This window comes from Entomomonas sp. E2T0 (assembly GCF_025985425.1).
Classification (GTDB): Bacteria; Pseudomonadota; Gammaproteobacteria; order Pseudomonadales; family Pseudomonadaceae; genus Entomomonas.
Genome location: NZ_CP094972.1, coordinates 3,186,382 through 3,199,802, shown reverse-complemented (window position 1 = coordinate 3,199,802; position 13,421 = coordinate 3,186,382). Strand labels below are relative to the sequence as shown.

The 13,421-nt window shown below is 34.5% G+C and carries 12 protein-coding genes; 5 read left to right on the top strand and 7 right to left on the bottom strand.

Translation table 11 applies throughout. The features are described 5' to 3' along the window. Positions 1 to 11 precede the first annotated feature (11 nt). From folB to MTZ49_RS15135, 4 genes are all read left to right on the top strand, one after another. Complete coding sequence (gene folB, locus MTZ49_RS15150; protein WP_264747902.1) at positions 12 to 365, top strand: dihydroneopterin aldolase; 354 nt, start codon at positions 12 to 14, stop codon at positions 363 to 365. Next, positions 356 to 856 carry a 2-amino-4-hydroxy-6-hydroxymethyldihydropteridine diphosphokinase gene (gene folK, locus MTZ49_RS15145; RefSeq protein ID WP_264746286.1) on the top strand — a complete coding sequence of 167 codons (501 nt, stop codon included), beginning with the start codon at positions 356 to 358 and terminating at the stop codon, positions 854 to 856. The genes folB and folK overlap by 10 nt, the downstream gene beginning before the upstream one ends. A gap of 81 nt (positions 857 to 937) precedes the next feature. Continuing rightward, positions 938 to 1,807, top strand: coding sequence for an SPFH domain-containing protein (locus MTZ49_RS15140; protein WP_264746285.1), 870 nt, complete (start codon positions 938 to 940; stop codon positions 1,805 to 1,807). A gap of 63 nt (positions 1,808 to 1,870) precedes the next feature. Further along, on the top strand, positions 1,871 to 2,401 hold the full coding sequence (locus MTZ49_RS15135; RefSeq protein WP_264746284.1) for a nitroreductase family protein: 531 nt from the start codon (positions 1,871 to 1,873) through the stop codon (positions 2,399 to 2,401). Between the two features lie 43 nt (positions 2,402 to 2,444). Here MTZ49_RS15135 and MTZ49_RS15130 read toward each other — a convergent pair whose 3' ends face one another. Continuing rightward, on the bottom strand, positions 2,445 to 3,362 hold the full coding sequence (locus tag MTZ49_RS15130; protein ID WP_264746283.1) for a bestrophin family protein: 918 nt from the start codon (positions 3,360 to 3,362) through the stop codon (positions 2,445 to 2,447). A 119-nt stretch (positions 3,363 to 3,481) separates the two neighbouring features. Between MTZ49_RS15130 and MTZ49_RS15125 the strand changes: the two genes are divergently transcribed. Further along, entirely contained in the window at positions 3,482 to 4,075 is a 594-nt protein-coding gene (locus MTZ49_RS15125; protein ID WP_264746282.1) for a LysE family translocator, read from the top strand. A gap of 1 nt (position 4,076) precedes the next feature. Here MTZ49_RS15125 and MTZ49_RS15120 read toward each other — a convergent pair whose 3' ends face one another. The 6 genes from MTZ49_RS15120 to eco all read right to left on the bottom strand — a co-directional run bounded on the left by MTZ49_RS15120 (position 4,077) and on the right by eco (position 13,358). After that, on the bottom strand, positions 4,077 to 4,895 hold the full coding sequence (locus MTZ49_RS15120) for an AraC family transcriptional regulator (RefSeq protein ID WP_264746281.1): 819 nt from the start codon (positions 4,893 to 4,895) through the stop codon (positions 4,077 to 4,079). A 73-nt stretch (positions 4,896 to 4,968) separates the two neighbouring features. After that, on the bottom strand, positions 4,969 to 6,210 hold the full coding sequence (locus tag MTZ49_RS15115) for an MFS transporter (RefSeq protein WP_264746280.1): 1,242 nt from the start codon (positions 6,208 to 6,210) through the stop codon (positions 4,969 to 4,971). A 227-nt stretch (positions 6,211 to 6,437) separates the two neighbouring features. Further along, on the bottom strand, positions 6,438 to 9,158 hold the full coding sequence (locus MTZ49_RS15110; RefSeq protein ID WP_264746279.1) for an autotransporter outer membrane beta-barrel domain-containing protein: 2,721 nt from the start codon (positions 9,156 to 9,158) through the stop codon (positions 6,438 to 6,440). A gap of 229 nt (positions 9,159 to 9,387) precedes the next feature. Then, entirely contained in the window at positions 9,388 to 10,923 is a 1,536-nt protein-coding gene (locus MTZ49_RS15105; protein ID WP_264746278.1) for an EAL domain-containing protein, read from the bottom strand. 98 nt (positions 10,924 to 11,021) lie between these two features. Further along, entirely contained in the window at positions 11,022 to 12,569 is a 1,548-nt protein-coding gene (locus tag MTZ49_RS15100) for an EAL domain-containing protein (RefSeq protein WP_264746277.1), read from the bottom strand. A gap of 219 nt (positions 12,570 to 12,788) precedes the next feature. Next, positions 12,789 to 13,358, bottom strand: a complete 570-nt coding sequence (gene eco / locus MTZ49_RS15095) for a serine protease inhibitor ecotin (protein WP_264746276.1) — start codon at positions 13,356 to 13,358, stop codon at positions 12,789 to 12,791. Between the last annotated feature and the right edge of the window lie 63 nt (positions 13,359 to 13,421).

Below are 13,421 nucleotides of genomic sequence, written 5' to 3'. Positions count from 1 at the left end.
ATATTGTAATGGTGGATATAGTTTTTATTGAAAATCTTGAGGTTAGCTCTGTGATAGGAGTCTATGATTGGGAAAGAAATATTCGACAATGTCTAATAATTGACTTACGAATGGCATGGAATAATAAACAAGCTGCGCTAGGCGATGATATTACAAAAGCATTGGATTATGCCAAGGTATCTGAAGTTATTGAAACCTTTGCAGATAGTAGTCAGTTTCAATTAGTAGAAACTTTTGCTGAGAAATTAGCAGCGTTATTACAGCAACAATTTAATATTCCTTGGCTTAGCTTAAAAATAACCAAACCTGGAGCTGTACCTGCGGCGAAAGGAGTAGGTGTGGAGATTGAACGCGGATGTCGTTAACACAAGTTTGGTTAGGTTTAGGTAGTAATATCGATCAACAGCAGCATATTTCTGCGGCTTTATTGGCTCTTTCTAATGCATTGCAGGATATGCAATGTTCTCCTGTGTTTGAAAGTGAATCTGTAGGGATTACTAGCAGTAATTTTTATAATCTGGTGGTAACAGGTTCTACTTCATTACCTCTCTTTGAATTAAGTGCTATCTTAAAGAAAATAGAAGCAGATAACGGACGTTATGATAAGAACAAGAAGTCTTTACCACTAGATGTGGATTTATTGTTGTATGGCGAGCAAGTAGGTGAGTTTGATCATATTACGTTACCTCATACAGGTATTTTAAAAAATGCCTATGTGCTATTACCACTTTCTTTGCTATCACCTTTCCATAAACATCCAGTATTGGGTATGACCTTTTCTGAAATATGGCGACACTCACAGTCTGAGATAAATCAAAAATTGTGGATGATTGATACTCCTTGGCTTTGTTTTTAAAGCTAGTATACTACAGATACTAGTTGTTAGTTTTATAGTTAGGTGTGATAATTCTAACAATATCAACAAAAGGAGTTTGCCATGAAAGAGCGTGGTACATTTGTTATTAATGCTTATGCAGGTTTTATTGTTTTAACAGTATTTATAGGGATAGCTATTTATTTATTAAAACCCATATTAAGCGAACAATTACCAAGCATTACTAATATAGTAATTGCTGCTGTATTGGTATTCGTGTCATTTTTATTGCTTACTTCTTTGCGTATTATTGAACCTAATCAAGCACGGGTTATTATTTTCTTTGGTACTTATTTAGGTACTATTCGTAAGAGTGGTATTTTTATGACGGTGCCATTGGCTAAATCGATTGATGTTTCATTACGGGTTAGAAACTTTAATAGTAATACTTTAAAAGTAAATGATATTGATGGTAATCCTATTGAGATTGCAGCAGTTGTGGTTTATCGGGTAATTGATACAGCTAAAGCGTGTTTTGATGTGGAGCATTATGAGTACTTTGTTGCCGTACAAAGTGAAACAGCCATTCGCCATGTGGCTACTAAATATCCTTATGATACATTTACTGATAGTGATATTTCATTGCGTGGTAATGCTGAGGCAGTAGCTGAAGAGTTGACTCGTGAATTGCAAGAGCGACTTTCTGTAGCGGGTGTGGAGGTAATTGAAGCACGTATTACCCACTTGGCCTATTCACCTGAAATTGCTAGTGCAATGCTACAGCGTCAACAAGCTAAGGCGATTCTTTCGGCTAGACAAATTATTGTGGAAGGTGCTGTTTATATGTCTAAAACAGCTATTGAGCAATTAGAGAAAGATGGAACCCTTAATTTACAGGGTGAACAACGTGCAAAATTAGTGAACAATTTATTGGTTTCTATTGTTAGTGATCGCGGCACACAGCCGATAATTAATACAGGTACGTTGGACTAATACTAAGGAAGAGATGAATAGTAAATTAAGGCGATTATTATTGTTTTGGGGATAAATTTATTTATGACTGTAATAGCTAATCAATCTATTCAAAACCTACCTACTCCTGATAAGACTGGTGGGAAACCGCTAATGCTTGCATTAGCGGAACGTAAAACGATTCGTGATTTTAGTGATAAGCCGATAGCAGAACAAACACTAAGTGATTTGTTATGGGCTACTTGGGGGATGAATCGAGATGGTTGGCGTACTGCTCCTACTAGTATGAACAATCAACAGATGATTGTTTTTGTGGTAAAACCAGATGGTATCTGGCGTTACAATGCTAGCCAACATCAGCTAGAGAAAGTACTAGAGCAAAGTTATTATGCCGCTTTTGGTGGTGCACCACTGACTTTTATTTATGCAGGCTCGCAAGGTAAGTATGATGCATTATCAATAGGAGCTTTATATCAAAATGCAGGCCTTTATTGTGCTTCAGTAGGTTTAGGCAATGTGATTGAAACTAATCATAATCAGGTATTAGCTAATAGATTACCAATGCCTGTGGGCTATAAGATTTACATAACACAGTCATTTGGTTGGCCAGCATAGTAGCTTTGTCTACCCCTTAATACTAAGGGGTAGACATTAAAATTTACATTAATACATCATCAACTGGGTTGATAGGTTCAGGTAGTTCTTGCCCGATTATTTCTTTTACATTAATTTCTAAATTACGGCTCATAGCATCTAAGGGTAAATCATTTTGTTGTGCGTCAAATGGGTCAGAAATTTGGTCACCTAATGCATCTAAACCAAAAAATGTATAAGCTAAAAAACAAACGGCAAAAGGAGTAGTCCAGCCAATACTATCCACTAAGCAGAAAGGTAAGACAAAACAATAGATATGTACTGTTCTGTGTAGTAATAGAATATAAGGGAAAGGCAAAGGGGTATTCTTTATTTTTTCACAACCACTCAGTACACCTGAAAGATGGCTTAGCTCACGATCAACACTGGATAATAATACAGCATTGGTATTAGTTTTTTGACAAACGTTAGCGAACTCTATGCCTAATTTACTTAAGAGATTATTAGGGATATTAGGAGACTTCTCCAGTTCTTGATATTCTTGCTTAGTAAGATAGGGTTCTAGATCTTGTAAGGGACTATTATCCCGCAGTCTATTCCGTAATCCATAACTAAAAGCAATAATTTTATTGGTAATAGCTTGTTGTTCTTCCTTAGTCAGTTGTGGAAAAAAACTAACCAGTTGTCTGGTTAAGTTACGACTACTAATTAGTAATTGTCCCCATAATGTTCTAGCTTCCCAGAATCGTTGATAAGCAACATTATTTCTAAAACTTAAAAAGATAGCTAAGGTAATCCCCCAAATAGTAAAGGGTGCCGCTGTAATAATAATCTTATAGTGGTAAAGCGTACCATGGCTTAATACAACAACTGAGCTCAGTAATACAGTGAATAATACTCTACGCCAAATAATAGGAATAATTGATCCTTTCTTGGAAAAGAGGATAGCAAAGGTAGAAGGTGTTGTTGAGTGAATAATCATAAAAGAATAACTAAGCAAGACGGATAAATTAATTTTAATAGGAAAGCAATTTTTTTCAATACAACAAACAGTTTATTTGACAATCTTTCATAATAAAGTTTACTTAGGTTGTAATTTAAATGAGTTCAAGTCTTTTTTTATCCATGGCAGTTTATGCGTTAGTAACCTCTATTACCCCAGGCCCTGTTAATGTGGTGGCATTAAGTTATGGTACTCAGTATGGAGTTAGAGTTTCCGCTATTTATGTAACAGGGCAGGCTACAGGCTATACCTTGTTATTATTGCTGATAGGTTTAGGGTTACATCATATTTTAGAGCTTTACCCATTACTGATTACTATTATTCAATGGGCAGGCATCGCATTTTTACTTTTTCTAGCCTATAAATTTTTTACTGATAATGGACAATTACAAACTAGTAAACAGCGAAATAGTAATAGGCCTTTTTTATATGGTGCATTAATGCAATGGCTTAATCCTAAAGCATGGCTTTGTGCCGTGGCAGGTATTGGAGCGTATACAATGCAAGGTAATACATTATTGGTTTGGAAATTTGCGGTTATTTATTGGATTATCTGTTTTTTATCGGTAGGCTGTTGGGCTTATGCAGGTATTTTTCTACAACATTTTTTGCAAAAGCCTAATTATTTAAAACGTTTTAATCAGTTAATGGCATTGTTATTAGTAGCCAGTGCTATCTTTTTAGCTTTATAAGTTAAGTTTGGTATTGTTTTGGTGTAGCTGATAATAGCTTTTTAAAAGTACGTTGAAAGTGTGCTTGGTCAGAAAAACCACTGGCCATAGCAGCATCGATAATATTGCTACCCTGTCTTAATAAATTTTGTCCATATTGAATACGGCGGTTAATTAAATAATCATGGGGTGTCATGCCGTAATATTTTTTAAAACTACGAATCAGGTAATAAGGCGAAAGTTTAACCTGTTCACATAGAGTATCTAAATATAGAGAGTCTGTGCAATGTGCAGAAATATAATCAGCTACCTGCTGTAATTTATCATGGGGTAGGGGTAGTTTATCTGTGATAGCAATAGGGGTAATTTGTTGTTGTAATAATGAAAAGAAATCAATAACAGCTAATTGTTTATATAATACTTCATAGTCTGAGTTAGAGAGCGTTGTATAAAGTTTTTTTAATCCTTGATAGATAACAACATTGTGGGTAATGGTTTGTGGGAACGGATAAAAACGACCATCATTAATTCCCAGTTCTTGCTGTAAATTAGATAACCAAACAATATCTACATAGTACATAAGATAAGACCATGGTTGGTCATCAATTGGGTTACAGGCATGTACTGTATCAGGATTAATTAATACAACAGTTCCAGCTTGGGTTTGATGATTAATAGTACCATCAAAATAACTGCTAGTTCCTGCTGTAATAGCTCCAATTGAAAAAGTACTATGCATATGTTGCTGATAACAAGCTTTTCTACCATCAGCAACAGCACGTACTTCTAAAAAGGGTAAAGCAGGATGACGCCAGAATATAATAGGGTTTGTTGTGTCCAATTTGTTACCTGCATTATTTAGTAGTTTACATAGTTATACTAATAGTCAGCTACTGATATGGCAAGTTAAGTTACTAATTGGCTCCCTGTTTAGGCAAACATAGAGAAATAATTGCTGCAATAATCAGTAAAATGCCTGCGCTACCAAAAGCTATCCAATGGTTATGGAATACTTCATAAGCCCAACCACCTAACCATGAACTGATCATGGCGCCAATTTGGTGGCCTAAGTAAGCCCAACCATAGAGAATACCTACTAGGCGAATACCATAGACATCAGCAAGAATAGCTGAGGATAGTGCTATACTACCTGACCATACTAAACCGCCAATAGCCGCTACTGTATATAGTTCCCATTTAGTAGTTACCATTACTAGTGCAAGAAAACCTAAGCCCCGCACAAAATAAATAGCGGCAAGCATGTGGCGACGTTGGAATATATCTGAGATACGACCTAGTATCACTGTACCAAAGATAGCTACTAAGCCAATTAAGCCAATGCCTAATGAACTAGTAGTTTCATCAAAGCTGTGATCTATCAGCATGGGAATACCGTGTGTACCCAGTAGATTCATACTAAAACCACAGGTAAATAGCCCTATACAAATTTGCCAGAAAGGGAGGGTACGCATTGCCTCGCTTATATTTGCATAAGCAGCAGTAGGTTGATGTATTTTACTAGTAGCGGCTTTTTTAGCTATTTGATCAGGCAGTAAATCGGTATGCTCGGGTGCATCATCACGAATAATGAGTAAAGCAGTAGGAATAGTGAGTAGTGCAAAGATGATAGCATAACCCACCATTGTAGTTTGCCAACTAAATTGACTAATAGTATAGGTAAAGACAGGCGTCATTACAGCAATACCAGCCATTGAACCTGTTGATAAGAAGAATAGTGCCATGCCACGTTTGCGCGTAAACCAGCGACTTAATACAGGTGTTAAAGCCACAGGGCTTGTAAAAGCGAGACCTATTGATAACACAATACCAAAGGCTAGAAAAAAGCTAATTAACGTATTGGCAAACACTGTCCAGATTGAAGCACTAACAACAATAATAGTTCCCAAAATAAGTACAAACCTGGTGCCATATTTATTAACTAAATAACCTGCGATGGGCATACCAATACCATAAAACAGCATACCAATGGCAATAATGGCCGATAACCAACTACGGCTAAAACCAAGATCATGTAACATAGGTAAGAAAAATGGGCCAATACTCATCCGCATACCTACTGTTAACATGGTTAATAGGGTGGCTGCGGCTACAATATTCCAGCCAAAATACCAACTACCTGAACTATTTTTAGTCAATTTAAATTCCTCTGTTATTTTTAGTTTATTACTGTTACGTTATATTTTACTTAGTTAATCGTAGGGATTATTGTATTGATTAGATCATGTAGTTAATTATCAGTATTGTTAATAAGTTATTTTTAAAATTAGCTAGATTATAGCAATCTGTTATTAGAAACTCTAATAAATAGTTGGCAAAAAAAAGGGTACAAATTTGTACCCTAAAGAGTGATAAAAATGGTTGATTAGAAAGTGTATCGATAGCCTATATTGATTTGTTGTTTATCGAAACGGTTGCCATTGGCATAGTTTAAGTCTGCATGGATAGTATGTTGCTTATTAATAGTCATACTTACACCCAACTCATTATCCCAAAAGTTACCTTTAAAGCTGTGTTTCTCTTTACTGTTGTTTAAGTGATAACTGATATTGTCACCTGTAAACTCTCTTACATAACCTGTTTTCAGATAAACATTAATAGGGTTAGCTGTGTTTTTTACTTGATAGCCCACTGCAGTACTGACTCTGCCTAAAGTAGAGTTATAATCACTTAGTTTTATATTTAAGCCATTAGAGGCATGGACAGTATCACCTTGTTGATGCATGTAGCTTAACTGTACTTGTGGTTCTAAATACAAACCATCATTAGGGTTTTGAATGAAGAAACGTTTGCCAGCTTCTACCGATAAACCATATCCATTACTGCTAGCATGTCCAGATACTTTATTATTTTGAGTATCTTTAACACTAAAGTTATTTTTAATATGGTCATATTTTAAGAGGGTATCCACATAGAAGTCACTTTCTGTGATATAGGTACCATATAATCCAAAGTTATAACTGCGTACTCCACCATTACCACCGCGGTAATTAGGATTGGCATCCGTATAACCAGCTGCAACACCAACACGGAGAGCTCCTGTTGAAAGGTTAAGTAACTTATCTGCACCTATTTGTGTGCCACGATAGTTCATATCGAAGCCACCAAGATTGCCATCAAACGAGTTTAATTTACCCGCAAAACCACGCATCCAAATATCCACATCTTTAGTGTTTTCTGTATTACGCAGGTCGCCCATTCGTTGCATAAGGTTTTGGGTGTTAATGTAGCTCATTAGGTAACTGGTATTCATAAAGTTACCTGCTGCTTGTGCGGTAGTAGTTAATTTACCACCGCCACCAGGGCTAACAGGTCCTCTATTACAATTAGCATCTGCACAAAGTACCCAGTTATTGCCTTCTTGACGTAAACCGAACTCGTAACCACCTTGTTCAACTCGGCTGTATAATCTGAATTGGTTGGCATTGCCACCACTGGTAGTTTCTACTACAGTCAGTTTATCTGTTACTTGAGCAGTAGATGCTCCATTATTAGCAATGAATAGTTGATTATTACTATTAGCATCTAATTGATTTACTTTAATTAGGTCACCAATTTGGTTACCAATATCCGCTTGCATAGCATAGATACCATTACCTTTTAAACTGTTTACATTTAAGGTAACAGGATCAAAACTATTCACAGGAATATTAGTACCTAGTTGTACGGCACCAAATGAAGCGACACCATTATTTTCTAAGTTGGTAATATTAACAAAACTATTACCTGATCCTGATAAAGCAGTGTTAGCAATTAGTTTTAAATTACTTTGACTGTCAATAGTCGCATTGGCAATATTAGAGGTTTGGCTAGCAGAGCTTTGTATTGCTAATGTACCTTGATTGGTGATGTCTAGAGTACCTTGTGAGATACCACCATCATATATACTGGTGTAACCACCGTTTACGGTTGTATCTTTAATAATGCCAGCACTATTTACAACCTGTGACGCACCTGTATTAATAGTATTATTAATGACTTGTCCACTTCCCCAAACTTGTTGTAAACCACCAGTATTAATAACGTTGTTAGTGGCTATAGAACCAGTATTCTGTACTTTTTGTGCACCACCATTGTTCACTGTAGTATTGGTTGCTAGGCCACCACTATATACTTGTTGTGTACCGCCATTAACAGTAGTATCAGTAGCTAATCCATTGCTGTAAACATATTGGCTACCACTATTTAAGGTGGTGTTTTCTGCTTTACCAGCACCATTACTACTAGCATAAACTTTTTGTATACCACCATCGATAGTTGTATAAGTGACTAGCCCATTGGCATAGACATATTGTACACCTTGACTATTAATAGTTGTTTTATGGGCTTGTGAGCCTATGCCATAAACAGACTGCATGCCATTATTAATAGTAGTGTTTTCTGCATAGCCACCACCATTTTGAGTGGCGAAATTGGTGTTATAAATAAATTGAGAGCCACCATTGTTAATAATTGAACCAATGGCTTTGGCACCAGTACCATAAACGTTTTGCCGACCACCATTAATCAAGGTGTCTATGGCTGTGCCACCTTGGGTTGCATTGGTATTGACATTACCTGTTTCTAAGTAAACGTATTGTTTGCCGCCTGTTTCAATTATAGAGCCGGTAGATATACCTCCAGCCAATACCATTTCTGTACCACCATTTTTTACAGTGGTATTAGTAAGTTCTGCTGGGAATATATCCCAATCTATACTGTCATCAACAAATGCACCAAAACCAGCTTGGCCAACCATAACCCTACCACCATTTTCTACTGTGGTATTGTTTGCTGTACCGCCAACCCGTAACTCACTACCTTGTCCTGTAACAGTGGCATTTTCAGCCGTAGCATAAAAATATTCATTACTATCAGGATTACAGTTATTATTATTACAACCTGGGAGTAATACTAATTGTCCACCATCTTGAATAGTGGCATTAATATAGTCATGGTTAAAGGCATATACACCTGGGTGAGTAACAACTTCATTTTCTGAAATTTGATTGGCTAACCTTGCAAGCGCAGGGTTTACAATTGTTAGTAGCAAAAGCGGATACAATAGAGCACTAGAAGGTGCTCTAACAAACTTTGTATAATACATTTAGGATAATACTCCGATAATTACGGCTGACTTAATCGAAATATCCAAATAAAATTAGGAAGTTAAGTCGTTTATATGAGTATACTATACTTTGGTCTATGTTTTTTATTATAAGTTTCTTTAAGTGTGATGCCGTTCACTATATGTTTAGGTATTCATAACTTTTGTTGGCTATTATTCATAAAAGTATGAATTAATAGGTTGCTTAACTTGTTTGCCTAGGGCTTTATTATAGTGAAGAGGTAATTAATTGCTGAAAGTGCTTTGTTTTAATAAATTCATTAATAGGCATAGGTTTTCCTAGTAGATATCCTTGTAGAAAACGCACCCCTTTTTCTCTTAAATAGTTAGCTTGTTCTTCTGTTTCAATACCTTCAGCAAAGGACTCTAATTTGCAGTTATGGGCTATTTCTATAATACTATCTAAAATATTTTTTGAAAGAGCATCTGATCCAATACGTGATACAAAACTTTTATCTATTTTTAAATAATCTATTGAAAAATCATATAAGTAGCTTAGGTTTGAGTTACCTATACCAAAATCATCTAAAGCAATTTTGGCATTTAAGGTATGAAGTTCTTTAAATAATAGTTTAGTGGTCTCATTTACTTCAATAAGTTCTCGTTCAGTTACTTCTATGACTAGGGTTGCTTTGTTGGTTCTTAAATGTTTAAAGAACCTTCTGCAGTCATTTATAAATTCTAAATCTTTGCAATGAAAGCATGAAATATTGAACCCAATATGAAAATTATCAGGTAATTTTTTGGCATAAGGAGCTAGGGTAGTGGCTACCTCTTTCATAATTAATTGGGTCATTGGAATAATAAGCCCTGTTTTTTCAGCAAGAGGTATAAAGGTATCAGGCATAATGATAGTTGAGTTAGAGTCATGCCAACGTGATAAAACTTCGACCCCTATTATTTGATAATCCTCTGCTCTAAAAAGTGGTTGAATATAAGCTTTTATTTTTTCATCTCGAATAGCCATATGTAATTCATAATAGGATCCAGATATATTTTTTATTACCCAACGCGTAAAAAAATAACAAATGATTGTTAATAAAGTGACAATAAAAAAGTGTTTGCCATAATAAAAAAGTAATACTCCTATGGTGGGTGGGCTAATATAGGAGGTTTCTATTATATAGGGTGTTTGTCCAAGTGACGGAGTTTTAACAGTGTAATAGTTTTTTGTATAAGGGGTAACTCCTTGGTAAGTAATATTTGTATTGTCTAATTTTAAAGTGACTAGCTGTGTATCAAGTCGGGGCTCAAGAATATGTTTAATTTCTTGATCATCTATAACCATAATAACAGCATTATTTTCCTTATTATTATTGGGATAAGGCATATCAAAAACTTGGTTAAATAAAATATAAGAGACTTTAGGTATACGATCCAGATTATTAAAGTACTGTTTAGCAACAAATTGATTATCTGATGAGCAAAAAAATTGTTTATTTTTTATTAAATCAATAGATTTGATTTCAGGATTATTCTTTACAATTGCCATTAATAGCGGACGAGTAGTTTTACAATCTGTGTCTGTAAGGTGCAGAGTAGTTGTTGCAATAGTATAGATGGAGGCCATTATTTCATCTATATGACTGATAGCCATATAGTTAGTTTGTGTTGAAAATGCTCGCCCTTGATATTTTGCATATAGGAAAATACCTGTATATCCTATGAGTCCAGTAAAAATAGCTGTTATAAAGGGATAAAGTTTTCGTAAAATAGCAAAATTTTTTTTTCTTGAAAGTTCCATGCTAATTACACTCGCCTGAATGGGTGATGGCAGATATTATTTGAATTTTATAGTTAATTTATTGTTCTATCTCTATATTTATTGAAAAAATATACAGATTAGTTGAGTTGACTTTTAAAATATGGGCTTTGGATAAAGTCTTTGATAGGGATTGGAGGAGAGAAAAAATATCCTTGTAGATAGGTAACCCCTTTTTCTTTTAGATAATTAGCTTGCTCTTCAGTTTCAACGCCTTCCGCGCAAGATTCTAATTTACAATTTTGAGCAATTTCGATGATTGCGTCTAGAATATTTTTAGAAAGAGCATCTGAGCCAATACGTGAGATAAAACTTTTATCTATTTTTAAGTAGTCAATGGCAAAATCGTAAAGATAGGAAAGGTTAGAATTGCCAACACCAAAATCATCCAAAGCAATTTTGGCATTAAGTTTGTGTAACTCTCTAAATAATTGTTTAGTAGTATCTGTTACCTCTATTAGTTCACGCTCAGTTATTTCAACAACTAGTACAATTTTATCATTATTAACTTGTTTATAGAATTGTTTACAATCGTTTATTAATTGTAAGTTTTCACAGTGTTGTCGAGAAATATTAAAACCAATATGAAAGTTTGAAGAAATACTAGAACTAAAAGGAGCTAATGTTTGTGCTACTTCTTTCATTAGCTTTTGAGTTAAAGGGATAATTAATCCTGTTTTTTCAGCCACAGGAATAAAAGTGTCTGGACTGATTATACCCATTTGTGGATGATGCCAACGTGCTAATATTTCTATACCTGTTAGTTCACCAGTTTTAACACTAAAGATAGGTTGCGTGTAAGGTTTGATTTGATTGTTATTGATAGCTGTATTTAATTCATAGTAGGTGCTTGAAATATTATTAAGAAACCAACGAGTGACAAAATATGAGAAAAAAGCTAGCAGAATAACTAATAATAAGGGTATACCATGAAAATAAAATAAAATTTGTAAATTTAATGGATATATATAGCCAGTTTCAATTGTATAGTTATAACCAATATATGATTTTTCCTCAATTGGTTGATAGATCGTTGGTGTTTCTTTATCTATGCTGTGATAAGTAATGGTATGGTCATCTAGTTTTAATGTAATGATTTGAGTAGGAATCCTAGGGGTTAAAATCTCTTTTAGTGCTTCAAAACTAACAACAGTAATAATTATACGATGTCTTTTTGTAGTGTCTACTGAGTGATCTAAGACAATATCGTTATCTAACAGCATGAGAGCTGTATCTGGTGTATGTTGCTGCAATAATAGCTTTGTATTATTAGTTGAATTTGTACCATCTATATTGTTCTCAGACGAACAATAAGGTTTCTCATTTTTAAGTAAATTAATGGCTTTTATTCTATGGTTTTTAGCAACAATTTCTTCTAAGATAGGCTTGATTGTTTCGCAGTCAAGTTCTATAAGGGGTAGAACTGTAATAGTAGTTGAGTGAAGAGAAGTCAGTAGATCATCTATTTTACTAGTTACTATGTGATTAGTCTCAGAAGTAAAATTTTGCCCTTTTGTATAGGCATAAAAATGAATACCTGTATAACCAATGATGAAAATAAAAAATGCTACCATAAACGGATAAAGTTTACGTAGACTTGAAAAGCTTTTTATTTTGGTGGATTTCATGTAATAACTTATATTTAGTTGTTAAATGTAAATAATAAATTCCTTTCTAATACTGCTTTATTTAATGATTATAACAGGATTTATAATATATTATTATTGTATAGAATTTAGGGTATTTTTATATAATGAATAGGTAGTAGATTACTAATGATAAGGAGCTATGTTTTTGCATAAAAAAGCCTGTTAGGATTTAACAGGCTTTATTTTATATAAAAGAGCTTATTGTGCTTCTACTAGGGTTGTTTCTTCAGGGGCAGACCACACACGATAACGAACTTCAACATCTTTAGGCGCATAAACTACGATAGGTAATTTACTGTTATAGCGCGTAAATGTTTGAGTTGTCATTGGGACAAACGCTTCATGTTTATCATTATTAGGGCAAGCCATCATTGTAGAGGCAGGTTGGCCTACTTGTTCTACTACATAATAACTATAACCCCAACCTTGTAAATCTTTCTCTTCAACACTACCGCCAAGCATATAGCGGTTACAGCTATCAATCATAATTTTTTTGCCAAATACAAGTTCAACTTTGTAGTTTTGTTCATCCTGTTTAGGCTCTAAGAAAATAGCATAACGTTTTTGGTTTTCAGTTGCTTCTGGATAAGGCGCAACATCTTTTAATGCCTTAGGTTTCATGCCTTGCTCTTCCTTTTGTGGAGCTTTTACATCTGTTTGCGCTGGTTTAGCATTAGTTGCTTGAGTAGGCGTATTATCATTAGCTAATGCATAAAAGCTTGCACAACCTAATACAGTGGAAAGGCAAAGAGCAGAAATTTTTTTCATAACAATACCTGTTAGTAATCATTAAATTTGAATAAACACTAATTACTTTAATAGTAATTAACT